Raw genomic sequence first — 26,606 nt, 5'->3', positions numbered from 1 at the left:
TGTTGGCTGAAATTAGAAATATCCTGAGTATGGTGATGAAATATTGCACATGGCACATTACAATTTCTAACCATATGAGTAAATAAATATATAATTTAACTTTATTTATTTTTACAAATTAAATAATTACAAGAGTGATATCTTTATCAAATCTTTAGTTATTTAACTACATCTCTAAAGTGAAAAATAATTTTTCACCCCATCTTTAATTAAATTAATTTGTTTTTTATATATACCAAATAGGAATATAAATATTCCATTTGTTTGTTATTCTATTAAAAATACACCAGCTAACTTTATTATTGATAAATTTTGATATTCTTAAACAAATTATTTGTCGAAGATTCACAAAAATAATACTAAGCTTTCATCTATTATAATGTTAATTTTTTTTCATTTCTGTTTACTATCTATGTTAGAAGATTGTATTTTGTAAGTGATCAAAAATAAGGAAACGATATGTTGCTAAAAAACACTTCCAGGCAATTTGGTCATATCTCTGTTTTGATCCACTGGTTAATTGCACTTGCTGTTTACGGAATGTTCGCATTAGGTTTATGGATGGGTACATTAAGTTATTACGATACCTGGTATCACCAAGCTCCCACTCTTCATAAAAGCATCGGTTTTTTAATCTTTATTATTATGGTCATTCGCGTTATATGGCGATTTATTTCTCCTCCGCCAAAACCCCTGAGTAGTTACAGCCAACTGACGCGGATCAGTTCAAAATTGGTTCAGTTCACCCTTTATATCGCCCTGTTTGGCATTTTATTCAGCGGTTATTTTATCTCCACAGCTGATGGGCAACCTATCAGTGTCTTTGGATGGTTTGATATCCCCGCCACACTGGCAAGACAAGGAGTACAAGCAGATACAGCCGGTATTATCCACCTCTATCTTGCCTGGCTGGTCGTTGTGCTTTCACTATTACATGGGCTTGCAGCTCTGAAGCATCACTTTATTGACCGTGATAGTACGCTAAAAAGAATGTTTGGGTTTCCACCCGACTCAAAATAAATTATGGAGAATCATTATGTTGAAAAAGACGCTAATCGGCCTGACAGCAGGTGCTTTATTTATGAGTGCAGGCTCAGCAATCGCTGCCAACTATAAAATTGATACTGCCGGCCAACACGCTTTTATCGAGTTTCGTATCCAACATTTAGGTATGAGCTGGCTTTACGGTAGCTTTAAAAAATTTGATGGTAATTTTACTTTCGATGCAAACAATCCAACAACTGATAAGGTCAGTGTCGTTATTAAAACGGATAGCGTAGAAACAAATCACGCTGAACGCGATAAGCACTTACGCAGCGCCGATTTTTTAAATACCACAAAATATCCAGAAGCCAAATTTACTTCAACCAAGGTGGAGAAAGAGGGAGAGCACTACAAAATTACCGGTAACCTGACATTGAATGGTGTGACTAAACCGGTAACGCTGCAAGCGAGACTAATGGGCGAAGGTAAAGATCCGTGGGGAGGGTATCGTGCAGGCTTTGAAGCTAACGGGAAACTTAAATTGAAAGATTTTAATATTAAAACTGATTTAGGGCCCAAATCTCAGGAAGTTGAACTGAATATTTCGCTGGAAGGTATTCGAGAAAAAGCCTGATACTTTTCAAAATCATTTTCCCCGTCCTTTTCATTTTTCAAGTTGCAGATTTGTTGTCTGCAACTTGAAACTGAACCATAACCCCTATCGCTACTTAAACCGACTGTGCAAGCAATTCATTAACATGGAATGTAATAGATTCCAAAGCGTTATGAGCAGCATAATCTGCCTTAAGTTTCTGCGCCTGCTGATGCCATTCAGGAGAAGAAAGTATCCGTGTGACTGCCTGACAGAGCTGTTGTTCACTCGGTGTATCTGTATTCAGGCTGATACCACAGCGTGCCCAAATAACACGGGCAACCGCTTCCAGCTTACCATCTCCCGTACCAGCCACAACCATAGGTACACCATGACGAATTGCTGCATTGAGAGAACCATATCCACCATTAGTGATAAAAATCGCTGAACGAGGAAGCCAATACTCAAAGTTAAGATATTCCACCACTCTGGCATTATCCGGTATTGATTCTCCCAACATTTCAGCCGGTCTTCCTGCGGTGACAGCCAAAACGCGTACTGGTAAATTCGCTAATGCGCGCAAAGCCGGTATCATTAACTGATTGAAATCGACATTCGCCAATGTACCTTGAGTAACCAGTATGAGAGGTAAACTTTCATCAGGCCATTCCAGCTCTTTTTTATCATCCTGTACATCAACTTTCAGTGCACCAATAAAATCCACTGTTTCCGGCAGATCATCACGTGGAAATTCAAACGACTGAGTTGCCAATTGCAGGAAACGATCAGATTGTTTCAAAATGACATCATTGTGATCCTGTGTCAGTGAAGGAGCATTCACTGCTGCCAAAGCTGTATCAAAGGCTTCCCGTACCTGCGCAATCAGCTCTTGTGTTTCATCATCCACCAGCTGCTCACGTTTTAAATCAGCAGGAAGCAATTCTGGCGGTATACGTGCCCCCCAGAATATGGCATCCCGAGATGACAATAACAGTGGACTTACCCCAATCACCATGACAGGAATGCGTTCATGAGCAGGTTTCTGCAATAAGGGCAATACAGCATAGAACGTATTGTCAACAATCAGCAAATCAGTATCTGCAACCAGTTGTTGCAATTGAGGGTACAGCACCGGGATCGGCCCCGCAAAAAATTGCTTAAGGGCAAACGACGTCTGGGCATTTCCCGGCGGATGCTGCCCCCGTTCAGGGAAATTTTTTTCCAAATAACGGTAATCAACATCCACCCTCGAATCAAAAGCAACAAAACTCGCCCCCAGCGCTTCCGACTGCTGCCGAAAAAGAGAACCACTGAATATTGTTACATCATGTCCCTGTTCTATTAAATGTCTGGCAATGGAACAAATCGGAAAAACATGCCCTGGAGTTGCAATTGCTGCTAAAACAATACGTGCCATAAATCAAATCTCCGTCAACTAATCTACTGCTTCAGTAGCTGAATGCAGGGTGGAAATAGTCTTAAAGCTGGTGTTATTACATATTGGTGTTCCATGAATATGTACTCTTTGGAGATGGCGGGATGAACGGGTAACAAAAGATTCCCTGCCATGCAGTAAAGTAAAGTTATCACTAATAGCAATATCACCCGTTTGCCACTGATGAGCAAAGAAATAGCGCGGCTCATAAAGCCTGCTCTTCAACTCTTTTTCCAAAACCTTCTGTTGCTCTGATGAAAAACCGGCAAATTCCACTGCGTGATGATCAGAATATTTTTCACTGTTAACCGCCATCGGTTCGTTATAACGCATTACCCATTTCTCACCATCAGGATGAAGGCAAACCAGTGGAGAAACTACTTCACCGCCATAATGTGTTACCCGGCTTGTACGGTAAGTTATTATGGTATTTTTCCAGCTATGACGTTCATCTTCACTGGCATCAAGGATCAGCTGTTCAGTATTAACAAATGTGGTTCGGCCGCCCTGAGTTGCTTCTGGTGCTGAAACGCAGTGGAATATCTGAAATTCCGGAATAGTTTCTCTATACATCCCATCCCAATGCAGTGGTATTTCGGTACTGTCCAATACATGGTCAGAAGGATCCTGATGTTCCATCACATCCAGTACAGTACCAAAAGGCCACATCATGATTTCTCCCCAACGGCGAGAGTATTCAGTTAACCTTTCTGGATCTGTAAAACCGGAAGAAAAACCGCGTAATATAACCAGTAAATGAGTACGAGCTAACTCACGTAAGGTATCAACAGGTAGCGTGGCCACATCTTGATCAGGCCAATTTGGTGTAATCATCACACCAAAAGGGGTAATCAGTTCAATATGACAATCGAGTTTGTCTGTATACATATTGCTTTCTCTCAAAGTGCATTATAACGGTGGGGGATAGGAGTCTTCCTAAGCGGTTTACTCATTCTGTGATGCAGTCACCAGAGATACATCCTGTTGATTTATCTTAGATAAACCTTCGATCATGTAATGGCTGGGAATACCACGGATTTCGACCAATTTGCCCTGCATTTTTTTCACTTCATCACTTTTCATCAGCACAAATTGGCCATTGATATTGGCCGCTACACCATGCCACGGTGTCAACCAGTCATCTCGGGTAGGCATCATATGAATACCGATCTTAATGTTGTCTATAGGTTGGGGATGGATAGAAAGACGGATAGCTTCAGGGAATTGCTCTGCCAGCAGATTTCCCCAAGCCCAGCTACGTTGGATCACTCCAACAGAACGTTGGCGGGCATCTTTCTGCAAAGCATTTTTAGAACCGGTATATTCAGGTAATAAGCTATCTTCATAAAGAAAACGCGTAATCGCCCGATACAACTGAATACCCTCTCCGCTTTCTTTCAAAGTAGCTTTAATCTCCTCGGTGGAATCAGCATAGTTACTGACCAGCAATTCACGTAGCTGATCGTAATTGTTGGTATATTGAGTTAATGACTCAACATTGCCGAGATTAAATACCGAGAGGTTAGTCGCTCCCAATTCATGTAACAGTTTCTCAATTTCCAATTGGTAATGGGTAACAGTTTCATCATTGACCCGTATCAGATCACTAAATACATGCCCATCGGAGCAAATAACAATATGCGCTCCAGGAGGGTAATAAAGCTGAATACGTTGACATAAAGAATTCAAAAAAATCAGTGATAATTTTTCTGCCATATCAGGCATAGTTCCCAACACCTTGCGGGGATTTGGTGATTTTGTCGGAAACGCAGGCAGGATGCATTTAATCGTTTTTCCTTGTTCAACAAATGCACGAATACGTGGTAACTGAACCTCAGCAACATGCTTTTCCTCATATTCAATCGTATGTTCAGATGTTGGAAAACGACGTCGATATTGCAATAATTCTTGCAAGATTTTTTCTGACACCTTTTCTATATCAAAGTATTCCATAATTCATTCCTAGCTTATTATATTCACTTCAATACAAATAATTCCTACCTACAGAATATCTGTATTAGATATTTACTAATGATATTATTTGATATCACAACAAAAAACTCAAAAACAGAGTTGAAAAGTTATAAGGTTATAATTTTTTAAAATATAAAAACCCTAAAACCCAGGAATATTAAATTAATTTAACTAAACAATAAGTTATGCCGACAAAATCGATAAATAATAAAAAACCGACAAACTTAAGCTTGTCGAAAGTATTATAATTAACCTCCTCTATAAAAATAAATAAAACAACATTCCATTAACATTAATCACACATGACAGTCATATAATACATAAATAATAATATTTATTGTATATAATTTATTTTATTACATGTGCATATACAAAATAATATTATCAGTTAATACCTGGAAAAAAAGAGATATAAAAAAGAAAAATTTACCAAAAAGAAATTTAATGAAAAAATATTAACTTAACCAAATTAATTAGAAATTTAAATTTATTATTTTAATATTATTTACAGCATAAAAGTTTTTATAGTCTATATTATTTACTACTGTTAACAATATTAATTAAGTGAGAAGAAAATGATATATAATTCTCTCGGAAATAAATCAGAAAAAAATAATCTCTCTACATCACTTTTTCACGATAAACTACTTCAATCACGAGCTATTATCATCTCAGGTGAAATCAATCAACTGCTGGTTGAAAAAGTAATGACTCAACTTCTTGTATTACAAGAAATCAATAATCATCCGATAAAAGTTTTCATTAACAGCCAGGGGGGACATGTTGAATCCGGAGATACTCTGCATGATATATTCAAATTTATTAAGCCAGAAGTGTTCATGATTGGCACAGGCTGGGTTGCCAGCGCAGGCATTACTCTCTTCCTTACCGCCAAAAAAGAGAATCGTTATTCCCTTCCTAATACTCGTTTTATGATCCACCAGCCTTTGGGAGGCGTTCAGGGAAGAGCTTCCGACATCGAAATTGAAACAAAAGAAATATTGAAAACCCGTGGCCGGATAAATCGGCTTATCAGTGAAGCTACCGGACATCCTATCGATAAAGTAGCAAAAGATACTGACCGTAATTTCTGGATGGGGCCGGAAGAAGCCCGTGATTATGGTATCGTAGGGCAAATTATCAACCATTGGAATGAATTGAAAGACAGTCAATGATGGCTGCTTTATGGCTTTGATAGGCTTATACACTTCTCTATGAACGCCTCCCCATTTGCAAGGCTTCCTGGAATATGTTCCCCTTCCCGCCGCGACCCAACTTGAAATCCATTGGGTATAATAACTTTATATTCTAATAAAAGTTATTATTCCTGGTTTTTCTCCAACGTCCATACAAAATCTTGTTCTGTGACAGGCTCAAATCCAAGTTTTTTATAAAGCCAGCCCGCTTCAGAAGTTACTAATGCCACGTGTTTTACCTGAGTAATAGCAGGATGCTGTAAAATACACTCGATCAACCAACGCCCTAATCCTTTCTTCTGATATTCATCAATAATAAATACATCTGAAATATAAGAAAACATGGAAAAATCAGTTACTAATCTGGCAAATCCAATTTCTTTATTAGAATGAAATAATACAAAACATAAACTATTTTCTACCGCAGTTTTGACTTTTTCAAATTCAACTCCACGTGCCCAAAATAATTGCGTAAGATTACTATGAACAAATTTCACATCAATTTTATTTTTATCCGTTGTGATCCAATATTCGTCACGTCTCCACTCTATCGGTTCTTTCATCTTCTTTTCATGTTCAGAAAAATTAGCTGTGCAAAGAAATTATCACAAAAACGCTTAAAAGAAAGCCACACAATTGTGTGGCATTTCAAAATATGAAAATCTCCATGTTTTACTCATTTTTTTGTAATAACCCTCGATATATCAAACCACCAATAATTCCCCCAATTAATGGAACCAACCAGAATAACCATAGCTGCTCTATAGCCCAGGTTCCCTGAAAAATCGCAACTGCTGTACTTCTTGCGGGGTTAACTGATGTATTTGTCACAGGTATGCTAATTAAATGGATCAGAGTTAATGCTAAACCAATTGCCAATGGCGCGAACTTCGTCGGCGCATTTTTATCTGTTGCTCCAAAAATCACGATCAAGAAAAATGCCGTTAATACCAATTCAATGATAATTGCAGATTGTAATGAAAATCCTCCGGGAGAGTGCTTCCCATAACCGTTGGATGCAAATCCACTCTCTGTTGCATTAAAGCCACTTTGACCACTGGCAATCAGATAAAGTACCGCAGCGGCTGCAATTCCTCCAATTACCTGAACAATAATATAAGGAATAACGTCTTTAGCTGAAATACGCCCACCAGCAAATAATCCCAATGTCACAGCCGGATTAAAGTGCCCTCCGGAAATATGGCCGACAGCATATGCCATTGTCACAACAGTTAAACCAAAAGCCAGAGATACTCCCACAAAACCTATCCCTAGCTGTGGAAATGCCGCAGCTAAAACAGCACTTCCACATCCTCCAAACACTAACCAAAAAGTTCCGAAGAACTCCGCTGATAATTTTTTAAACATTCTATGAATCCTCAATAATATTTGCATGAATGCAAAAGAATCCAAACAAAGTTTAGTTAGTATTTTTAAATATGCGCAAGGAACTGTCAGCAGAGAATAAGTGACAGAAAAACATTGTGAATAATGATTTGGTAATTATCCAGATAGAAGATATCTGAACCTAATGGAAAGTAGGCAATAAGTCATTTACCATGATGAATAAATTAATCTGAGGTATCAACAATCATATTAAATACACAACAACCTGAGTTTAATGATAATAAACTCAGGTTGCTGATTTACTTATTTAATGATTTATTTCTCTACTGCGTTATTGACCTTACCTGACGCATGCCAAATGCGGTATTTCACTTTTATGGTATCTGGTGTATATACTACAATTGGTAATTTACTGTTATAACGTACGGCTGCATCCTTTCCTAAATTCACCTGAACAAATTTCATAGTTTTCTTGTTATCAGGGCATGCCATTTTGGTTGAAATAGGACCCATGACTTTATCCAGAACGTAATAATTATATCCCCACCCTTCCAGGGTTTTCGTTTCAAGCTTGCCGCCGAATGAGTGATGATTACAATCCACCAACATATCTTTACCAATTATCAACTCTACCATATAATTATTTTCGTTCTTTTCAGGTGCTAATGTAATCACACTGCGAACCATACCCTTTGAAGCTTCAGGATAAGGAGCTACATTTTCAAGTTTATCAGCCTGAGCATAAACAGAAACAGCCATAGCAGCTAAAGCAAGTAGATACTTTTTCATTTTTTACCTCTTGATATGTTTAACAATGCAAGAGGATCATAACAACGAAAGTCCCTAAAGAAATTATGTTTTTTTGGCAAGGCACTGATTTTTACCACTATTCCTTTAGATAAAAGCAACTCTTTCAGAATATAAAATAAATTTACATTAACAATCAGAAAGATACATAGTTTCTACAAAATATTTTTTATGTGATATTTCTCAAATCTGGTATTACAATGGGCTGCTACACTCATAGTGTGGTAGCAAACTTCGTATAGGAGGTCCCATGTTTCCAGAAGAGCACAATTTAGTATCCAATCTGAAAGAATCCCACCCTCGTTTCCAATCCCTGTTTGAAAAACATAACCGCCTTGACCACGAGATATCGCAACTTGAAGGCCCGAACGGAGCTGGCTATAACGAAAAAGTTGTGCGATTAAAAAAAGAAAAATTACATTTAAAGGATGAAATGCAAAGGATCCTACAGGCAGAATCCCAGAAGTAACTCTGCCATAGACTGACGCCTGCTACGCTGAAAAGCGGGCGTCTCATGAAAACGCTAATTTTAATTGCTATTACCCGCCAACAAAGTTCTCAATTCAAGAACTCACTATTGTTAAACATCCACAAAAAAGCCACCATAAAGGTGGCAAAAACTGGAGCAAGGTTTCTTCATTATTTATTGGCTTACAGCAGCTTGTGCAGCAGCTTGTGCAGCAGCTTGTGCAGCAGCTTTCTGGCGAGGTTGTCTTTTCGTTTTTGCCTTTGGATGTGGCGTAACACTTTCAACTTCACCCGGCTTAGAGATAAAGCGCACAAACGTTTCATGGCTGACGAACGTTGCCCCACAATTAATATTCTGGCATTGGTTATAGCGCTCCTTTGTTTGGCTGGAATGCTCGAAGCTGCTACGAGTATGCGCTGACTGACCACACAGAGGACACTTAATCATAATTGTTCACCCTTCTTGAATGCATTGTTTTTAATGAAATGACACCATCTCTTCTGGTGAACAATATACCAAAGTTCTCATATTGAGATCAAGTATTTATTTTGGGATCTTTCGTTTCCGGTTTCAATTCTACCTCATCAAGCTTAACCTCAAGATCCAGTGACGTAGTAAAACCACTGTCATTGAGATTATGAGTGACTTTAACTATCGTCCAGTCAGTTTCATCTATCTGCTTTTTAAAACCTTTAATCTGAACCGGTGTTTCAGGATAGATGTCAGCACGCCCTCTGGCCAGAGTGATAGAAAACTGTGCTGCTCCTCGCTGTATTTTATCCCAGGCCGCTTTGGCCGCACGTTCTGCATCTTTTTTGTTCTGATATATCCGAGATAGAGTCAGTATATTCTCCGCAGTTCCCTTCAAATACTCTTGTTTCTGTTGCTGGATCGTCGTTGTTTGATGAGACTCATTCACAGACTCTTGCTTCTCTTCATAGGAGTGACTTTCATCTCTGTGGTTACTGGTATTTGTGTTATGACGATTTTCGCTTTTATGACGGGTTTTATCGTAAGGGGATTTCTTCCCTTCTTTCGATTTAGGATTTTTTTTCGAAAGGTCAACAGCACCCGTTTTTTTATTTTTCCCTTGCTCCTTTTTTATCTTTTTTCCATCTTTATATTTAGATGGATCATCAAGCTTAGAAGGCATCTCATTTTTTTAGAAGATGGTTTTTAGCTGATGACTCAGTTTTGCTGCTTTCATAATGAACTGAAACATCAACTTTGTTTTTTTCCGACTCCTCACGTTTATATGTTACTGTCTGCTTAGACGCCGTTTTTGTGTCCAACCATTGAGCAGTAACCCCCGTATAGGCTTCACGATCGGACAGAGAAAATCGATGGCTATCCCCTGATTCACGCGTAATCACAACAGGATCAATCGGTGTACCACTTACCGTCTTATTTTTCCCTTGGCAAATAAGCAGCAATTCACCATTTTTGACTGATGCAATCGCACCTTCCTGCTTCGCCACCCTCGTCAAAAAACTTACATCAGACTCGTTAGTCTGATCGATATGCACAGAGATGCCTTTCAATTCATTACTGATTTGAAATGTCAGTTTGTTCCTCGCAGCAATCGTACTCACAATGTTTTCTAACGTGAGTTTATGATAAGACTCTTCTCGTTTGACATTCAGGTCACCACGGAAATCCGCACTACGGGCGCGGATAGTTAACCGGTCAGGCGCACCTGAATGTTCAATCTCATCAACAACAAATTTTCCCTTTGGTGTTAAAGGGTGGCCATGCCACCCCAGTTCCAGTGCCAAAATATCGCCCCGGGAAGGAAATATCAGATTACCGTCTGCATCATCCAATTCAATATCGAGCTGGTCTGATTCCAGACCTCGATTATCTGTCAGCGTTAGTGACATTAAACGCGACTGGATTTTGCCGGTAATATCCTTTTTATTGGTTTCCAACCGAAAAGCCGGTGCTCCGGTTTTACCCGTGACCAAATCAAACTGTGGAATCCAATCTGTACCTGACACCCATTGTTTGAAATCCATCATGAGAATACTTCCTTAACTTTGTCCATAGCCTGATCTTTAAGGTCAGAAAGATCACTCCGTGATTTAGGCAGCTTACCCTTGATATCAGATAGCTGATCCTGCAAATCACCCAACATTTCAAATAAGTTGTTGTCCACCCGCCGTAAAGTCAGCGTAAAGCTAATTTTGCGGGGCGCCCCGCCTGACATAAATTCCGTTTTGGTCTCATCAATACTTTCGATGACAAACATGCCGTAAATCGAGCCACTACCATCAATAAAAGACCAGGCTTTGCCACTATCTGCCATCAATTTCAACGCAGTCAGTGAAAGCGAACCGCCGGTTAATTCAGGATAAAGTTCTCCCGATAATGTAATCGTATCGTTATCTGAACCCACAAATTGCCATGCAGGCCGTGCTCCCACACGGCTATTAAAGGCATGTCTCCAGCTTTGTTTATGCTGAAAACTTTGGTATGGCGTGGTTTTCAACATAAAAACAAATAAACCAAGTGCAGCCATCATAAGAAATCTTCTCCTCTGTCAGAAAGTGAGCTACGCATACGGGCCTGCTGCATACGTTCCCGTTGTTCCAGTTCCTGTCTGACCATGCGGGCGATATCCTGTGCGGACTGTCCCTGAGAGCCATAGACATAGATGTTATATTGCGGTGCTGCGCCACCATATTGCTGTGGCTGGCTCCGCTCCCGTTTCACCTGAACTTCCTCATAAGCATGAGCAGGCAGACTCTGCGCATGTAAAGGTGCATCCTGCGCCGCAACAGGCAAAGTTATTGTGCTAGCGGCAAGCCCCAAGGCAGCAAGTTTCGCGGTATTTTTCCTACTGGTTACATTGGCAGGGCCGTTGATAATTTCAGGACCATATTCACCCACGAGGCCTTGCTTCCCGGCAGGAATAAATCCTCCTGAATCGTGTTTAGTAATTTGTGCCGCTTGTTGCGCTGTGTCGCTCTTAGTAATTTCCTGTGATGTTTTTACGGCAACTTCCTTTTTATCATCGCCAGACCACCACGATTTAAACCAGTCCGTAATTGAGGAAAACTTACTTTTCAGGTTTTCCCATTTTTCCTGAATACCAACCAGCAAACTATCGATCATTTCTGACCCTGCCGTCTTTAATTTTTCAGGAATAGCCTGAACATCAGCAACAATTTCATCCCATTTATCTGAAATTGATTTTTTAACATTCTCCCAGATTTCAGATGTATTCTGTTTAACAGATTCCCAAACACCACTTATTGTTGCTTTAACAAATTCCCAGGCTTCTGAGGCACTTTGTTTAATACTGTCCCAGTTTTGGTAGATAATGCCGATTAATCCACCATTCATGAAGAAACTCTTAATACCTTCCCATGCCGTACTGACAAGGTTTTTAATTCCTTCCCAAGCACCACTGAAGATATTTTTTACACCATCCCATAAAGCAGTAAATTTTGGCCCTAATGATTCCCAATTCTGCCAAATATAAATAGCAGCCATTGCGATAACACCAATAACAGCAAGAATTGGGTTTGCCATCATAGCCCGGCCAATAAACAACATTGCTTTCCCTAATACACTGAAAGCATTACTTAAAAAAGACAGCCCTTTTGCACCAACACTTGCCAGAATATTTATACCATTACCCAAAACACCAAAAACTTTTTGGCCAATATTCCCTAATGCTCCTAATCCTCTTCTTTGTTTGCCAAAAGTATCTTTATTTCCTTTATTAGATAGCAAATCAGCACCATCATTAAGAGAGCCAAAAACCTTATCCCCGGTTTTACCAAAAAAATCCATGGCAGCTCTTAGTGCTTCCAAAGCCTCGGTTCCGAATTGTGCGAATGCCTTCAAGCCATCTCTTAAATTCTCCATAGCCTGAATACCAACCTGCGCAAATCTATTCAGATTGGCTCTTAATTCTTCCAGTCCCTGAACCCCAATTTGGGTAAATATATCCAGACTGGATTTTAATTTATCCAGTGCCTGAACTCCCAGCTGTGCAAAAAAATTGAGGCTGGCTTTTAATTCTTCCAGAGCCTGCATACCCAATTTAGCGAATATATCCAGCGGAGATGTTAATTTATTCAGAGCCTGAACTCCCAACTGCACAAATGAATCCAGTGTGGACTTTAATTTATCCAGCGCCTGAGTTCCCAGTTGTGCAAATATATCCAGTGGGGCCGTTAATTTATTCAGGGCCTGAACTCCCAACTGCACAAATGCATCCAGTGTGGACTTTAATTTATCCAGCGCCTGAGTTCCTAATTGTGCAAATATATCCAGTGGAGCCGTTAATTTATCCAGCGCCTGAATACCTAACTGAGCAAAGAAATTCAGGCTGGCTTTTAATTCTTCAAAAGCTTTAAGTCCCAACTGGACAAACATATCCAAAGGATATGTTAATTTATTCAGAGCCTGAACCCCTAATTGCACAAAAGCATTTAAGCTGGACTTTAATGTTTGCAGTGCTTGGCTACCCAATTCTGCAAACCTATTCAGACTGGATTTCAGCGTTTCCAAAGCTTTAATGCCTAACTGGGCAAAAGTATTCAAACTGGACTTTAATGTATCCAAAGCCTGACGCCCTAATTCCGCAAACTTATTCAGACTAACTCTGAGATCAACAAAAATCTGAATGCTAAACTGCGCAAAAATATTCAGACTGGCTTTTAGTTCAACAAAAGCAGTAATTCCCAGTTGTACAAAAAAGTTCAAACTCGCTCTTAGTTCTACAAACGCCCGAATGCCTAGCTGCACAAAGAAGTTCAGACTCGCTCTTAGCGCTACAAATGCACGAACACCCAACTGTACAAAAAAGTTCAGACTCGTTCTTAATTCAGCAAATGCCTGAAGCCCCAACTGCACAAAAATGCTCAAACTTGTTCTTAGCGCTACAAATGCACGAATACCCAACTGTACAAAAAAGTTCAGACTCGCTCTTAACTCAACAAATGCCTGAAGTCCCAACTGTACAAAAATGCTCAAACTTGTTTTTAGCGCTACAAATGCACGAACGCCCAACTGTACAAAAATGCTCAAACTTGTTCTTAGCGCTATAAATGCCCGAACACCCAACTGTACAAAAAAGTTCAGACTCGCTCTTAACTCAGCAAATGCCTGAAGTCCCAACTGCACAAAAATGCTCAAACTTGTTCTTAGCGCTACAAATGCACGAACGCCCAACTGTACAAAAATGCTCAAACTTGTTCTTAGCGCTATAAATGCCCGAACACCCAACTGTACAAAAATGCTCAAACTTGTTCTTAGCGCTATAAATGCCCGAACACCCAACTGTACAAAAAAGTTCAGACTCGCTCTTAACTCAGCAAATGCCTGAAGTCCCAACTGCACAAAAATGCCCAAACTTGTTCTTAGCGCTACAAATGCACGAATACCCAACTGTACAAAAAAGTTCAGACTCGCTCTTAACTCAGCAAATGCCTGAAGTCCCAACTGCACAAAAATGCCCAAACTTGTTCTTAGCGCTACAAATGCACGAATACCCAACTGTACAAAAAAGTTCAGACTCGCTCTTAACTCAGCAAATGCCTGAAGTCCCAACTGCACAAAAATGCCCAAACTTGTTCTTAGCGCTACAAATGCACGAATACCCAACTGTACAAAAAAGTTCAGACTCGCTCTTAACTCAGCAAATGCCTGAAGTCCCAACTGCACAAAAATGCCCAAACTTGTTTTTAGCGCTACAAATGCACGAATGCCCAACTGTACAAAAATGCCCAAACTTGTTCTTAGCGCTATAAATGCCCGAACACCCAACTGTACAAAAAAGTTCAGACTCGCTCTTAACTCAGCAAATGCCTGAAGTCCCAACTGCACAAAAATGCCCAAACTTGTTCTTAGCGCTACAAATGCACGAATACCCAACTGTACAAAAAAGTTCAGACTCGCTCTTAACTCAGCAAATGCCTGAAGTCCCAACTGTACAAAAATGCTCAAACTTGTTCTTAGCGCTACAAATGCACGAATACCCAACTGTACAAAAAAGTTCAGACCCGCTCTTAACTCAGCAAATGCCTGAAGTCCCAACTGCATAAAAATGCCCAAACTTGTTCTTAGCGCTATAAACGCCCGAACACCCAGTTGTACAAAAAAACTCAGACTGGCTCTTAATTCAGCAAATGCCTGAAGCCCTAGCAGAGTAAATATATTTAAGCTGACTCTTAAAGTGTCAAATGCTTTTATGCCGATATTGCCAAATATTTGTATATGACTAATTAATGTTTGGAATGTAACTTTTACAAAGCCAGCAGTTAAATTCAAAACTCCATTAATTTTATTCAGCATGCCAAATAAAATAGTTATCTGAGGATTAATATTAATGACTAGCTTATCTAACAATTTAAAATTGTTAGTCATATTCCCCGTCACACCAAGATTAAATTCATTTTTTTTACTGGATGAATTTTCCTGTCGGACATTCTGGGTTATTTGAACCATATTAGCTGATTGGCTAGCGGCACTTACTTGCGTCACTTTTGAGGAATTTTGCCGCGCAGAGAAAGATTGTTTAATTGTTTGATTATAGGCCTTAAGATCGGCGCGCATACGCGCAGTTTCCTGCGCATAACCTACAATGGGTTTTAATCCTTCAACAGTCTTATTGAGTTTTTTAAACTGGTTATAAATTTTATCTACTGAACTTACCAGTTTTTTCTGATGCTGTTGAAACGATTTAAAGGAACTGGTCAGCTTACCAACAGTACTTAGTACCTTGTTAAGCTGCGACTGTATATTACTCATTTTCTGCACCACTTCTTAAAATGGCCCGATGTCGCCAGTCCAATAATTCCGACAATGACATTTCATCTGTGTCTGCCGGAGTCCAGTGAAAAACGGTGGCAATATCTGCCACCAGTTCATCAACAGTTAATCGTTCTGGGAATCGGACTTGACCGACTTCGGCAACAAAAAATTGACCACCTCCACACTGAGATTAATCAGATCACCAGGTGACATCATCATCAGGTCATTCTTGGTCAATGCAGGAGTGGTAACACGCGGCAGGACCAGCAGCATAGAATCCACATCCATTTCCAGCAGTGCCTGTAAACGTGCACCGCGCAACGCGCCACTGGTAGGTTTACGTATCGTCACTTCCGTGATTTTTCCGTTACCCCGCGCCAGTGGAGCTTCCAATTCGATTGTGCGCAGATCATCATTTTGAGTTTTCAGTGTGTCAGTCATAATTCAACCTTGTTTATCCGAGTAAGAACCTGTCTCAGCCGCGATATGCTGATTGAGACAGGAAATAAGTTTTAAAATTTAAAAGAGCGATTAAAAAAGACCGATAGCGCGGCGATGCTGTGCCAGGCGATCTTCTCCGCCCACTTTTTCAACCATGTTGACGGTGTCGATTTCAATCAGCTCTTCGCCATCCCAGGTCAGTTTAAAGTAAGTATTTTTAGCGGTAATTTTGGTTTGCGTGTTGTCGCCTTGTTTATAAGTACCGTGATCGAATTCCTGGAAACGACCACGCATAACAACTTCAACTGCAACCACGTCACCCGTATCTTCGCGTTCAAAAGAGCCGGCAAAGCGCAGCATGACACCATCGACTTGTGCAATGCCCCACTGTTTATACAGCTGAGACTCAATACCGCCCAGAGTGAATTCCGCATCCAGTGCACCTTCATCCAGACCTAAATCCACCATTGCGCTGCCGTTCATACCAGCACCACGATAGGCTTCCAGCTTGCGGCTTAACTTAGGAAGAGTCAGTTCTTCCACAATGCCCTGATAGTTGTTGCCATCATTGAACAAATTCAGATATTTAAGTTTGCGAGGTAATGCCATCAGTTAGCCCCTTATTTATTGATACTTTTTGCGAAATCCATCAGGTAACTATCTGTAATGCGCTGGCGTAACATCATGTTTTCCAGTGGCGGTACAGGTGTATAGTCGTAATCGATGGTCAATTTGCCTGCTTTCAGGGTGTCTTTATCGTTGGCTTTGTCGTCATACCAGCAACGGCCATCGATAATGTAACCACCAGCTTTCAGTTCACGGAACTTAGCATTGATGCCTTCGATAATGTCGCGTACCAGCGATGGGGTCAGCGGTTTGTCAATCGCCCACATGTGCGCTTCAGCCATAGTGTCAGCCAGAACCTGAGCGGTACGGGTGTAGCTTTCGAACTGGAACAGTGGATCATCTGCACAAGTACGGGAACCCCAGAAACGGAAACCGTTTTTGCGGATCAGTGTAGTGACACCACTTTTGTTCAGCAGATCAGCGTCAGTCGCAGTATCTTGCAGATCCCAGAAGACATCAGCAGACAGACCAGTCACACCGTTGACACCAACGTTGGATAACGTCTTATGCCAGCCAGTCTCTTCGTCGATTTTGGCGCGCAGGCCCAGAGCGCGAGCGGTTGCAAACGCGATAGCTTCGCTGTTAGTAACGGTATCCCAACTCAGAAAATCTGGCCAAATCAGCATCAGCTCACGCTGATTGAAGTTGTCGCGATATTTGATAACTTCGGAGATATTTTTGCAGCCATAAGCGCTGACATACGCCATTGCTTTCAGTTTCTGGGCAACACTTGCCAGTTCAACAGCAACTGCTTTTGAATCCAGCCCCGGAACACCCAGAATGCGTGGTTTAACACCGAGCTGGCTTTGTGCTGCCAACAGTGCCTGCATACCGGTTTTCTTACCTGCATCAGTGACACCACCGATGATGTTAGAAATGGTTACTTCTTCAGATTCGCCCTCAGCCACACGAACAACCACAGTCACAGGCAGAGCCTGAGCAGCAATGGCTTTCAGTGATGCGGACAAAGTCCCTTTTTTTCCAGCTTTACCACTGGCGCTCATAACGTCAGTAATCAGGACTGGAGTATTTAATGGAAATGTTTTTTCGTCTGCGTCAGGAGCAGTACAAACCATACCTACGATAGCAGTGCTAACGGTAGTGATGGTACGAGTACCTTCATTAATTTCCTGTACACGGACTCCGTGATGATAATCTTGTGCCATATTAGCGTTCTCTCCTGTTAAGGTGTGCTGATATATTGGCGGATTGCCCGGGGGAAATCATTCGATTGGCTGTGTGTGGGGTAAGGTACAAATCTAATTTAATATTTTTATTAATAATCAGTATGTTAAATTGAAATTTAATTTATTTTTAGGTGAGTAGAGAAATTAGCAGTTTTTGGTGAGGATGGTCTTTAGTTGACCAAATAATGAACTTTTAAGTCTATTTTTTAATCAAAAAATAGTTCAAAATTTATTCTATTCAGTATTATTTTAAGTAATTCGAGCTTTTGGTTATTTTTTGACAAGCTGAATAGAGTTATTTTCACCATTGCTTATTGGTTTTCAGGGGTTAGGAGATTGGATCTTAGCTAGGATCATAAGGATCCAGGGGTTGTAAAAAACCTCGGTTTAGTGGGAACCAAAAATCAAGCCCAGAATGCCGTACCGAATTCAAGGAAGGTAAATGGGAAATCATTGGTGGAAGATGTGACCCTGAGTGCAGCAGATGTAAAAGGGGAACCGCGTTATAACCAGACGATTGACCTGACTGGCCTAAGTACAGATCGGTATTATCCGGTATGGTGGCAATTTCCGTCTAATGGTGGGGCGAATTCGTGGCTAACCATTAATCGCTGGTATGCGGAAGACAGAGAAAAAGACCTATTTAGTAAAGGTGAATTTCATATTGCTGGATTATTATTGCAGATTGAAGGAGGTGATTATCTATGGGGAGGGGATGCTCACTATCTGAATATTAAACGGATTAGCCAAACCTACCGTAAAACGGTCAAAAATATTCGCCATGGCATGATGTGCATAGCAAGACCCATTGATGGTAAATATCCACTTTATGACAATGTTAAGTCTGGAGATACTGTTAAATGCAGAAGATTCAGTGGCTGTTATTTACGGGGCGGTTTAACTTACCATGTCACCAGTAATTTTCCAGGTATTTATTATTCCCGTGAAGAAGGTGAAGTTGAAGTCGATCGTGCCCTAGAATTCCGTGATAATCATGATAATTTTGAAATCAAATGGATGGTGAAATCTTATGCCATTGATGACCCACAGTTAGGGGAAGAATATGACGATACTGTTCTGCCTTATGCTTATGATTATGCTGAAACTATTAATTTGGCAAAAAGTGCCGTGCCAAAATCAGTGATAGTACAAGAGACTGGAAACTCAGCTGAACAAATAATGAGTCAAAAAGCAGTCACTGATGCGTTAGCCAAAGCAGTATCCATAGATTTACTATACCCTGTTGGAATTGTTTTATGGTTTGCACAAAATAAAAATCCCAACAATCTATTTCCCGGAACAACATGGAAGTATATTGGTGAAAATAGAACAGTTCGCTTGGCTGCTGCTAATGGATCAAATGTGTTATCAACAGGCGGTAATGATACTAAGCAGTTAACTATAAAACATATTCCAAAGCACAGTCACTATTTTAGTGGGAATACAAATAGTACTGGAGGACATAATCATAATCGTGGGAATATGAACATTACTGGCTATCTACCAAGTGTTATTGCTCATGGAAGTGATATTTTTGGCGGTGCTTTTGCTAGAAATGGCCAGAGTAAACCTGGTATAGAATATACAGATAGATGGGCAAACCTTACCACATTTGATGCATCCCGAACTTGGACTGGAAACACATCATGGAATGGAGAACATGCACATAATGTTAGTGGTAATACATCAGAAACCGGTAGTGGTGAAGGATTTGATGTTATTAATGCCTATATTATGTTAATGGGTTGGTACAGAACAACTTAGTTTATTCATGATGGTCTTAAGGGCGCGAGTACATTATTCTAGTTGCTTTTTTAAAGATGATTATATTTTAAAAATCAATTTGACAGAATTTATATTGAGCAAAGTATAATCATATAAATAATTCTTTTAAATATTGTTAGTAAGCCACAGTTAAAGAATAATATTTAAATTTTAAGTTGAATATTAATCAAAGTATGCTCCCGTCCTGTGATAGCCTTAGCTTTCAAGCTAAGGCCTAACTTTTTTCAGCCAAGTACGAATGAATATTCTCCACAAAGCTAACTTTATTTGAATGATAATTGTACGTTTTCTATTTTCTATATCTAACTTCGTCAATGTATACTCTCTTTCTCCGATTGATGAATCTAGCGATTGGACAGAAGGATGAATTACTGGCGGGATAATTCCTTTCAATTTAATTACACCTTGTTCTTTGAAAAATTTCCATTCATCGGCAACAAATCTAACAGGTTGTAAATAATCATATAATTTCTTGGCTGCGGATAGATTTAAAACATATCCAAAAGCACATGCGGCATCAATTACATTGACAATATTATAGTTTTCTATTAATGGTTTCTTAAATGATTCGAAATATTCATTAGTGTTATTTAATAAAAAAACATAAGGTTTTGAACTTAATAACAAGGAGTGATTATCTAAAGACGACAATATAGTAATTAAATTTTCATCAAAAAGTACATCATCTTCTAATACTAAAGCAACAGGTATACTGCTATCGATCATTCTTTTATATACATTTATATGGCTCATTGAACAACCAACTTCACCAAGAGTGAGGGCTAAGTCATCAAAATTAGGACATGAGTTTAACAGCTGCTCATTAGTTAATTCTTTTCCGTATACTGCTGTTATGAATTCAGCATCAAGATTCACATTTTGCAACTGTTCTTGCATTGATTTTCTGCGTTCTATATCTTTTTCTAAATTAATGACAAAAACCTTCATAGGGCACCATGTTGAATTTTATTTAATGTGACATACTAACACAGATTTTTCTAAATCAAACAGTCTGATAATTTCCAGCTACATAATTTTTCATTAATGGGTAGTCCCCTCAGTCAGGGCAAACGGGTCTAAACTGACCAACGTGATTCTGCTGATGGCATTCGGTACATAGAAATAGAAGGGGTCACCATTTGTGATTTATAATCAGCGCTCTGTTAATAATAACCGCAGAAACTGCCATGCAAGCAACGACTCTCAGCAAAGCCTTCGGGCACTTCACTGATCCACGTGTTAGCCGAACTAAACAGTATGCGCTCATCGATATTCTGACCATCTCGATTTGTGCCGTGATCTGTGGTTGTGAAGGCTTCAATGCGATTGGAGAATACGGTAAATCCAAAGAAGATTGGTTTCGGTAATTTCTGGATCTTCCCAATGGCATTCCCAGCCATGATACCTTTAACGATGTGATAAACCGGCTTGATCCCCAAGAATTTGGGCTCGCTTTTACCCAATGGGTGAACAGCTTAGCCGAAATATCCGATGACATTATCGCGTTGGATGGCAAAACTTTGCGGGGAACGCTCGACAAAGCCAATGACGCGCCGGCTCTCCATCTGGTCAGCGCCTGGTCAGTCGCGAATCAACTCTGCTTTGGTCAGATGAAAGTCTCGGATAAGTCGAACGAAATCACCGCGATCCCTAAACTCCTGGCCTTGCTGGATATTGAAGGTTCCACTATCACAATTGACGCCATGGGCTGTCAATACGCAATAGCTAACCAGATTGTCACGGGAAAGGCCGATTATGTGTTGGCCCCGAAAGGAAATCAGGGTGAATTTTACGATGATATTAAACTCTTTTTGGATACCCAGTTGGCGACAGATTTTACGGGCGTTTCCCCCGCTCACTACCGAAGTACGGATGGCGATCATGGTCGTATAGAGCAGCGTCAGTTGTGGTTGATTAACGAAGTAAATTGGTTACGGGCGCGTCATCCTCAGTGGCACACATTGGGCGGCATAGTGGTTGTGGAGTCATGGCGGGAAGAGCAAGGGAAAACAGCGAGTTATGAAAGGCACTACTATATTACCAGTCATCGTAATGCCTCGGCAGAATTTATCGCTTGTGCCATCCGCAGCCATTGGCATATTGAAAATAAACTGCACTGGCAATTAGATGTCAGTTTGGGTGAGGATAGCCAGCGCCTGAGAAGCGGTCATACGGCTGAAAATGTGGCGTTAATAAATAAAATAGCGCTTAACCTGCTGAAAAATGAGAAGTCGGTTAAAGTGGGTGTGAAGACCAAGCGCCAGAAAGCAGGATGGGATAATGGCTACATGCTGAAAGTCCTCACGATGGGTTTTACCTCTGTATAATTTAGACCCGTTTGCCCTGTCCCCTCAGTTAGGTACTGTTGACGTTTTGTAAGGGGGTACTGAACAGCATGATGATTTGGTATAATCGTTTTCGCTAAGACATAACCAAACCTCCCATTATGCTGCGAACTATGTTAGCAGGTACGCAATAGAATAAGCTATCTTTACCATAAAACTGAACATCGCCAAGTAATTGAAGGCATTTTTTATCATATGAGAACTAGAATTCTGTCGTGGAGGACGGTCTACCAAAATACATTTGGCTGTAGATAGTTACGATTTACCCGTCCATTTTGAACTTTTGGGTAGTTAGGTCAGTGATATTGTTCATGCGGAAAGTCTTGTGTTTCAGTCACTCCTATCAGATTTTGTGATTGCTGATAAAGGATATGATAGTCAACGTTTGAGAAATGTTATTGAAGAACAAGAGTCGGTTATGGTGATCCCTTATCGTAAAAATAGCCGAAATTTAGATCAGCAAACTGATACATGATTATATTGTTACTGAAATTTAGTCACAATCCAGAATTTAAATTTGAATAAAACACTGGATACCCTCCCTCTTAAAACCAATAAATAATAAAATTTATTTATAATTATTCTATTTAAAGGATTCCTGATTTTATGCCTGAAATTAGGGAACATTTAGCAATCTCTTTTAACCTCGGTTTGGCGGAAACCGTGGATCTGGCGAAAAACGCACTCAACAAAGATATTGGCGGGGCAGTTCTACAGCCCGTTTATTTTCATGGTGCTCAAACTAATACTGGTGCAATTAATGTTTTTACTCGCACAGATGGTAATAATATAGGAGATTCACTAAGTTACTTAGGCTATAACCACGGTACTCCAGCAAAGCCTTCATTTAGCCATTATCTACGTGGCCAAGGCACTACAAACATTGACACACTAAATGGGTGTTATGTTCGCGAGGAACTAAGAATTGGAAAACGGGTTGTACCTGCTGATTATGGGAACTTTGACGATAGATATATTCAGTTAAATACAAATACCAAAACTTCAGGATATATTTTATCTAAAACTGCAAACTACCTTGATGATCCTAGTTCACGTAATTTAGGATTATCCGGATTTTTAAGACCAAATGAAGATTTAAGTGGCCTTGGGGCATTAGCCATCCATGTAGCCCATCCTCAAGCACAAAGTGCTCAACATGCAAGAGGAATTTCTTTTTCTTATGGGGGATATTCGGGCTATTTTAGATTATCTACATATGCTTTTGATGAAAAAGGTAATTTCAGAGGAAGTAAGCGTATTTTAACTGAAGAAGATATTAACCCATTAACCAATATTCCAGTTGGAGTACCTTTACCATGGCCCCATGCTAATCCACCTGAAGGTTATTTCGAATGTAATGGTCAACATTTTGATAAATCTAAATATCCTAAGTTAGGAATAGCATATCCCTTTGGGATAATACCAGATCTACGTGGTGAATTTATTCGTGGGTTAGATAAAGGAAAAGGTGCAGACCCGAATAGGGAAATATTAACACATCAAGAGGGAACAATAATCTCAGGTTTTGATGATAATGATACAGGGGATGTTAGCTTTATCGGAAAGCCAGATTATGCATTTGGTGATCCAATGACAAGCGAACAATGGAAAAGTATTAAAGGTAAAAAATGGATATATCCTGGGAATAGTACAGTACAACTTTATGATTGGTGGGCATATGTATCGACTCGTCCCCGTAACATCGCATTTTTATATATAGTGAGAGCAGCATAATGAAATATACAACAGATATTAAAATACCAAAATTTGATGAAAAAGGTTTTGCAACTTCTAATGGTTGGGTAATGGTTTATCGGTCTAATACAGAAACCAGAGAATATATTTGTGCAGATATGGAACGCATAGTTATTGGCGTTGGTTTATCTGCTGGTGCTTATTTAGATGCACCTGAATTACCAGATTCGGTTGATATTGCTGTTTGTCGCAGTAAAGATGAAAAGTCATGGATTAATGTACCAGACTATCGTGGAAAAACTGCTTACCATATTAAAACCCAACAATCTCATAAAATTCAATTAATTGGAGAATTACCTTCTGAACTGACTCTATTAGAGCCCAAAACTTCATTTGATAAATGGAATGGACAACAATGGGTGACAGATTTTAATGAAAAACAAAAGTATGATTTACAAAAAATAGAAAATCAAAAACAATCTTTGTTACATGAAGCTGAACAAAAAATTGTTCAATTGGAACGCAAAGTCCGACTTGATATGGCGTCAAAAGAGGAAACTTCACTATTGCGTGAATGGGAAATTTATAGTGTTAAATTGATTAATCTTGATATTTCAGATATTGAAAAACTGGACTGGCCCGAGAAACCGGAGTAATAATCAGGGGCATTATGCCCCTGTTATTATTTATATTAACTAAAAATTTGTCTAATAGACATCTATTTTTACTAATTTATTTTTTAAATTTAAATCCTTTTATACTATTCTGAATAGAGTAAAAATCACTAATTCCCAATTACAATCCAAGTTTCTATGGAACACAATCGCCACAAAATTATATCTGATGTTGATGGATAATATTTTATCATCACTACTATTTAAAGCAGTTTATTGTAGGTTTGACAATAAAACATTTAGGTTTTTTAGCCATTAATCTGATATTCTGCTATTATTTCCATTGTTTGTTCTACCCCATTGTATCATTAAGTCTATATATCCATGCTTCCATTAACCTTTAAGCTATTTTTTTAGCGATATTTTTTAATGAGTTCTATAATATCATGTGAATAAGGAAATATCGTATCATCGTACTCTTTTCCTAACAAAGGGTCATCAATGGCATAGGACTTCACCATCCATTTAATTTCCTGCTTAAGCTCATGACTATCTGACCAACGACTTATTTCTACTTCACCTTCTTCACGAGAATAATGGATACTAGAAAAATTACTTGTCACATGATAGGTCAAACCGCCACGTAAATAACAGCCACTTAGAACCTTACAATCAGTGATATCACCAGATTTCAGATTATATAAAAGCGGAAACTTCCCATCAATAGGTCTTGCTATGCACATCATGCCATGGCAAATATTTTTGACCGTTTTACGGTAGGTTTGGCTAATCCGTTTAATATTCAGGTAGTGGGCATCCCCTCCCCATGGAACATCTCCACCTTCAATTTGCAATAACAAACCTGCAAGGTGTGTTTCTTGCCCAAACGGGTTTTTATCCCCTCTATCTTCCGCATAATTACGGTGAATAGTTAACCACGGATTAGCTCCATAATAATTGGAAGGAAACTGCCACCATAACGGATAATAACGATCGCTGCTCAAGCCAGTCAGGTCAATGGTGGTATTAAAGCGCGGTTCAACCTGGATCTCTTCTGCCGTGGGTTTATTCTGGGGGCTATATGCCCGTACCCAGTTACCGTCAGATTTACGCTCCCTAAGTTCCTTACCCCCAATCCAGCCAGTCGCTTCTATATCACTGGAAACTTCCACTTTCCCCTCGATTTTACCGCCTGTTTTAGGATAGGCATGCTTTGCCAAATTGATGGTTTCAGCATAATCATGAGCATAAGGCAGAACAGTATCGTCATATTCTTTCCCTAACTGTGGATCATCAATGGTATAAGATTTCACCATCCATTTAATTTCCCATTCATTAGGACTTTCAGCTTTCCATATTTCTACTTCTCCTTCTTCACGAGAATAATGAATACCGTCAAAATTACTGGTGATATGATAAGTTAGTCCACCGCGTAAATAACAGCCGCTATACATATAACATATGACAATATCGCCGGATTTAGCCCCGCTATAGAGAGGATATTTGCCCTCGATCGGTCTGGCAATACTTATCATACCATGACGAACATTTTTTACCGTCTTACGGTAACTTTGATGAATACGCTTAATATTCAGATAACGAGCATCTCCTCCCCAAGGAACATCTCCTCCTTCAATCTGTAATGATAATCCAGCAAGGTGAGTTACCCCTTTACCAAAGGGCTCTTTTTCTTGATCTTCCGCATACCAACGATGAATCGTTAACCACGAATTCGCTCCATCATTTGATGGAAAGCGCCACCATACCGGGTAGTAGCGGTCACTGCTCAATCCGGTCAGGTCAATGGTGGTGTTAAAACGCGGCTCAGCCTGAATCGCCTCAGCCGTTGGCTTATAGCCTTCATGATAAACCGGGTGCCCTTTAACCCGGAGATTATCCGATTTCAGGCTCATCCATTCCGCGGTTCCTCCCCCCGAGAGGCTATGCTGCCATTTGAAATACTCGTTGCCATTATCTGCGGTTTTAAACCACATATAGGAGTCGGGATCGCCATCGCCGGTATTTTTAAAACCGATAGCAGCCATGTCCGTATTTCTGCGCCAGGCTATCTCACTGTCAGTTGAAATCGTGATGTTCCCGGTGACTTCGCCCCCGCTGCGGGGTAATGCCCCCTCCGCTTTGGTTTTGGCTTCTGTTAAACCGAGGTTTTTCACAAATTCATCTTTGTTGGGAATATCCGCACCATTCTTGCTCTTTTCCAAACGTGAATTCGCATTATCATTAGCTGTATTTGCCTGCGCCTTAGCTTCATTCACCTTAGCATCGGTCTCGCCTTTGGAATACGCTCCAATATCCGCAGAATTCAATGAAATATCTGCCGAC

At 39.8% G+C, this 26,606-nt stretch carries 23 protein-coding genes and 2 pseudogenes; 9 read left to right on the top strand and 16 right to left on the bottom strand.

Annotated elements, in window-relative coordinates; translation table 11 throughout:
- Positions 1-459: 459 nt before the first annotated feature.
- Both BDD26_RS11115 and BDD26_RS11110 read left to right on the top strand, forming a co-directional pair.
- Positions 460-1,020 carry a cytochrome b gene (locus BDD26_RS11115; RefSeq protein ID WP_115826557.1) on the top strand — a complete coding sequence of 187 codons (561 nt, stop codon included), beginning with the start codon at positions 460-462 and terminating at the stop codon, positions 1,018-1,020.
- A 16-nt stretch (positions 1,021-1,036) separates the two neighbouring features.
- Entirely contained in the window at positions 1,037-1,618 is a 582-nt protein-coding gene (locus tag BDD26_RS11110; RefSeq protein ID WP_038261313.1) for a YceI family protein, read from the top strand.
- A gap of 94 nt (positions 1,619-1,712) precedes the next feature.
- Here the strand turns inward: BDD26_RS11110 and BDD26_RS11105 are convergent, their stop codons facing one another.
- The 3 genes from BDD26_RS11105 to pvcA are packed head-to-tail and all read right to left on the bottom strand — an operon-like array spanning position 1,713 to position 4,964.
- Complete coding sequence (locus BDD26_RS11105; RefSeq protein ID WP_115826556.1) at positions 1,713-2,993, bottom strand: glycosyltransferase; 1,281 nt, start codon at positions 2,991-2,993, stop codon at positions 1,713-1,715.
- Positions 2,994-3,011: 18 nt separating this feature from the next.
- A complete protein-coding gene (gene pvcB, locus BDD26_RS11100; protein ID WP_115826555.1) occupies positions 3,012-3,899 on the bottom strand; it encodes a tyrosine isonitrile desaturase/decarboxylase in 888 nt (295 codons plus the stop codon).
- Positions 3,900-3,956: 57 nt separating this feature from the next.
- A complete protein-coding gene (pvcA, locus tag BDD26_RS11095) occupies positions 3,957-4,964 on the bottom strand; it encodes an L-tyrosine isonitrile synthase (RefSeq protein ID WP_115826554.1) in 1,008 nt (335 codons plus the stop codon).
- Positions 4,965-5,560: 596 nt separating this feature from the next.
- On the opposite strand from pvcA, the gene BDD26_RS11090 reads away from it, so the two are divergent.
- Entirely contained in the window at positions 5,561-6,160 is a 600-nt protein-coding gene (locus tag BDD26_RS11090; RefSeq protein ID WP_115826553.1) for an ATP-dependent Clp protease proteolytic subunit, read from the top strand.
- Positions 6,161-6,306: 146 nt separating this feature from the next.
- Here BDD26_RS11090 and BDD26_RS11085 read toward each other — a convergent pair whose 3' ends face one another.
- The 3 genes from BDD26_RS11085 to eco all read right to left on the bottom strand — a co-directional run bounded on the left by BDD26_RS11085 (position 6,307) and on the right by eco (position 8,317).
- Entirely contained in the window at positions 6,307-6,744 is a 438-nt protein-coding gene (locus tag BDD26_RS11085) for a GNAT family N-acetyltransferase (protein WP_115826552.1), read from the bottom strand.
- A gap of 109 nt (positions 6,745-6,853) precedes the next feature.
- Entirely contained in the window at positions 6,854-7,549 is a 696-nt protein-coding gene (gene aqpZ, locus BDD26_RS11080) for an aquaporin Z (RefSeq protein WP_038261332.1), read from the bottom strand.
- Between the two features lie 294 nt (positions 7,550-7,843).
- Positions 7,844-8,317, bottom strand: coding sequence for a serine protease inhibitor ecotin (gene eco / locus BDD26_RS11075; protein WP_115826551.1), 474 nt, complete (start codon positions 8,315-8,317; stop codon positions 7,844-7,846).
- A gap of 268 nt (positions 8,318-8,585) precedes the next feature.
- Between eco and BDD26_RS11070 the strand changes: the two genes are divergently transcribed.
- Positions 8,586-8,804, top strand: coding sequence for an HP1242/YdcH family protein (locus BDD26_RS11070; protein ID WP_038261338.1), 219 nt, complete (start codon positions 8,586-8,588; stop codon positions 8,802-8,804).
- Between the two features lie 174 nt (positions 8,805-8,978).
- Here BDD26_RS11070 and BDD26_RS11065 read toward each other — a convergent pair whose 3' ends face one another.
- The 9 genes from BDD26_RS11065 to BDD26_RS11030 form a co-directional block, all read right to left on the bottom strand.
- A complete protein-coding gene (locus tag BDD26_RS11065; RefSeq protein WP_115826550.1) occupies positions 8,979-9,251 on the bottom strand; it encodes an ogr/Delta-like zinc finger family protein in 273 nt (90 codons plus the stop codon).
- 88 nt (positions 9,252-9,339) lie between these two features.
- Positions 9,340-9,957 (bottom strand): contractile injection system protein, VgrG/Pvc8 family, encoded by a 618-nt coding sequence (locus tag BDD26_RS19765; RefSeq protein ID WP_211305470.1) that lies wholly within the window; start codon positions 9,955-9,957, stop codon positions 9,340-9,342.
- Between the two features lies 1 nt (position 9,958).
- The gene (locus BDD26_RS19760; protein WP_211305469.1) at positions 9,959-10,822 is read right to left on the bottom strand and encodes a contractile injection system protein, VgrG/Pvc8 family; all 864 of its coding nucleotides are present in this window, start codon (positions 10,820-10,822) and stop codon (positions 9,959-9,961) included.
- Positions 10,819-11,325, bottom strand: coding sequence for a phage tail protein (locus BDD26_RS11055; protein WP_115826549.1), 507 nt, complete (start codon positions 11,323-11,325; stop codon positions 10,819-10,821). Before BDD26_RS11055 ends, BDD26_RS19760 begins: the two co-directional genes overlap by 4 nt.
- The gene (locus tag BDD26_RS11050) at positions 11,322-15,566 is read right to left on the bottom strand and encodes a phage tail tape measure protein (RefSeq protein ID WP_244922717.1); all 4,245 of its coding nucleotides are present in this window, start codon (positions 15,564-15,566) and stop codon (positions 11,322-11,324) included. The genes BDD26_RS11055 and BDD26_RS11050 overlap by 4 nt, the downstream gene beginning before the upstream one ends.
- Positions 15,559-15,681 (bottom strand): GpE family phage tail protein, encoded by a 123-nt coding sequence (locus BDD26_RS11045; RefSeq protein ID WP_072022032.1) that lies wholly within the window; start codon positions 15,679-15,681, stop codon positions 15,559-15,561. The genes BDD26_RS11050 and BDD26_RS11045 overlap by 8 nt, the downstream gene beginning before the upstream one ends.
- Positions 15,682-15,692: 11 nt before the next feature.
- The gene (locus BDD26_RS11040) at positions 15,693-16,010 is read right to left on the bottom strand and encodes a phage tail assembly protein (protein ID WP_038265772.1); all 318 of its coding nucleotides are present in this window, start codon (positions 16,008-16,010) and stop codon (positions 15,693-15,695) included.
- Positions 16,011-16,100: 90 nt separating this feature from the next.
- Positions 16,101-16,619: a phage major tail tube protein gene (locus BDD26_RS11035; RefSeq protein WP_038265769.1), complete on the bottom strand. Its 519-nt coding sequence runs from the start codon at positions 16,617-16,619 to the stop codon at positions 16,101-16,103.
- Positions 16,620-16,630: 11 nt separating this feature from the next.
- The gene (locus BDD26_RS11030; protein ID WP_038265766.1) at positions 16,631-17,803 is read right to left on the bottom strand and encodes a phage tail sheath protein; all 1,173 of its coding nucleotides are present in this window, start codon (positions 17,801-17,803) and stop codon (positions 16,631-16,633) included.
- Positions 17,804-18,280: 477 nt separating this feature from the next.
- On the opposite strand from BDD26_RS11030, the gene BDD26_RS20170 reads away from it, so the two are divergent.
- Complete coding sequence (locus BDD26_RS20170; protein ID WP_244922716.1) at positions 18,281-19,588, top strand: phage baseplate protein; 1,308 nt, start codon at positions 18,281-18,283, stop codon at positions 19,586-19,588.
- A gap of 228 nt (positions 19,589-19,816) precedes the next feature.
- On the opposite strand, the gene BDD26_RS11020 is transcribed toward BDD26_RS20170, so the two are convergent.
- Complete coding sequence (locus BDD26_RS11020) at positions 19,817-20,557, bottom strand: glycosyltransferase family 25 protein (RefSeq protein ID WP_115826548.1); 741 nt, start codon at positions 20,555-20,557, stop codon at positions 19,817-19,819.
- A gap of 239 nt (positions 20,558-20,796) precedes the next feature.
- Here BDD26_RS11020 and BDD26_RS11015 point away from each other — a divergent pair.
- From BDD26_RS11015 to BDD26_RS11000, 4 genes and pseudogenes are all read left to right on the top strand, one after another.
- Positions 20,797-21,936, top strand: a pseudogene (locus BDD26_RS11015) (ISAs1 family transposase).
- A 232-nt stretch (positions 21,937-22,168) separates the two neighbouring features.
- Positions 22,169-22,423, top strand: a pseudogene (locus BDD26_RS20160) (transposase); the annotation flags it as partial.
- Positions 22,424-22,560: 137 nt separating this feature from the next.
- Positions 22,561-23,688, top strand: coding sequence for a phage tail protein (locus BDD26_RS11005; protein WP_115826547.1), 1,128 nt, complete (start codon positions 22,561-22,563; stop codon positions 23,686-23,688).
- The gene (locus BDD26_RS11000; protein ID WP_244922715.1) at positions 23,688-24,305 is read left to right on the top strand and encodes a tail fiber assembly protein; all 618 of its coding nucleotides are present in this window, start codon (positions 23,688-23,690) and stop codon (positions 24,303-24,305) included. Before BDD26_RS11005 ends, BDD26_RS11000 begins: the two co-directional genes overlap by 1 nt.
- The last annotated feature ends 2,301 nt before the right edge of the window (positions 24,306-26,606 follow it).

Source organism: Xenorhabdus cabanillasii, from assembly GCF_003386665.1.
Taxonomy (GTDB): domain Bacteria; phylum Pseudomonadota; class Gammaproteobacteria; order Enterobacterales; family Enterobacteriaceae; genus Xenorhabdus; species Xenorhabdus cabanillasii.
Note: the sequence above shows the minus strand (reverse complement) of the source record. Positions and strands in the feature narration are given on the sequence as shown.

What these genes read in the sequence shown, in the direction of transcription:
- BDD26_RS11085 (WP_115826552.1), bottom strand. Translation starts at nt 6,744, where the DNA reads ATGAAAGAACCGATAGAGTGGAGACGTGACGAATATTGGATCACAACG.
- BDD26_RS11115 (WP_115826557.1), top strand. Translation starts at nt 460, where the DNA reads ATGTTGCTAAAAAACACTTCCAGGCAATTTGGTCATATCTCTGTTTTG.
- aqpZ (WP_038261332.1), bottom strand. Translation starts at nt 7,549, where the DNA reads ATGTTTAAAAAATTATCAGCGGAGTTCTTCGGAACTTTTTGGTTAGTG.
- BDD26_RS11040 (WP_038265772.1), bottom strand. Translation starts at nt 16,010, where the DNA reads ATGACTGACACACTGAAAACTCAAAATGATGATCTGCGCACAATCGAA.
- BDD26_RS11020 (WP_115826548.1), bottom strand. Translation starts at nt 20,557, where the DNA reads ATGAAGGTTTTTGTCATTAATTTAGAAAAAGATATAGAACGCAGAAAA.
- BDD26_RS19765 (WP_211305470.1), bottom strand. Translation starts at nt 9,957, where the DNA reads ATGCCTTCTAAGCTTGATGATCCATCTAAATATAAAGATGGAAAAAAG.
- BDD26_RS11070 (WP_038261338.1), top strand. Translation starts at nt 8,586, where the DNA reads ATGTTTCCAGAAGAGCACAATTTAGTATCCAATCTGAAAGAATCCCAC.
- BDD26_RS11050 (WP_244922717.1), bottom strand. Translation starts at nt 15,566, where the DNA reads ATGAGTAATATACAGTCGCAGCTTAACAAGGTACTAAGTACTGTTGGT.
- eco (WP_115826551.1), bottom strand. Translation starts at nt 8,317, where the DNA reads ATGAAAAAGTATCTACTTGCTTTAGCTGCTATGGCTGTTTCTGTTTAT.
- pvcB (WP_115826555.1), bottom strand. Translation starts at nt 3,899, where the DNA reads ATGTATACAGACAAACTCGATTGTCATATTGAACTGATTACCCCTTTT.
- BDD26_RS11035 (WP_038265769.1), bottom strand. Translation starts at nt 16,619, where the DNA reads ATGGCATTACCTCGCAAACTTAAATATCTGAATTTGTTCAATGATGGC.
- BDD26_RS19760 (WP_211305469.1), bottom strand. Translation starts at nt 10,822, where the DNA reads ATGATGGATTTCAAACAATGGGTGTCAGGTACAGATTGGATTCCACAG.
- BDD26_RS11055 (WP_115826549.1), bottom strand. Translation starts at nt 11,325, where the DNA reads ATGATGGCTGCACTTGGTTTATTTGTTTTTATGTTGAAAACCACGCCA.
- BDD26_RS11105 (WP_115826556.1), bottom strand. Translation starts at nt 2,993, where the DNA reads ATGGCACGTATTGTTTTAGCAGCAATTGCAACTCCAGGGCATGTTTTT.
- BDD26_RS11110 (WP_038261313.1), top strand. Translation starts at nt 1,037, where the DNA reads ATGTTGAAAAAGACGCTAATCGGCCTGACAGCAGGTGCTTTATTTATG.
- BDD26_RS11000 (WP_244922715.1), top strand. Translation starts at nt 23,688, where the DNA reads ATGAAATATACAACAGATATTAAAATACCAAAATTTGATGAAAAAGGT.
- BDD26_RS11030 (WP_038265766.1), bottom strand. Translation starts at nt 17,803, where the DNA reads ATGGCACAAGATTATCATCACGGAGTCCGTGTACAGGAAATTAATGAA.
- BDD26_RS11005 (WP_115826547.1), top strand. Translation starts at nt 22,561, where the DNA reads ATGCCTGAAATTAGGGAACATTTAGCAATCTCTTTTAACCTCGGTTTG.
- BDD26_RS11090 (WP_115826553.1), top strand. Translation starts at nt 5,561, where the DNA reads ATGATATATAATTCTCTCGGAAATAAATCAGAAAAAAATAATCTCTCT.
- BDD26_RS11065 (WP_115826550.1), bottom strand. Translation starts at nt 9,251, where the DNA reads ATGATTAAGTGTCCTCTGTGTGGTCAGTCAGCGCATACTCGTAGCAGC.
- pvcA (WP_115826554.1), bottom strand. Translation starts at nt 4,964, where the DNA reads ATGGAATACTTTGATATAGAAAAGGTGTCAGAAAAAATCTTGCAAGAA.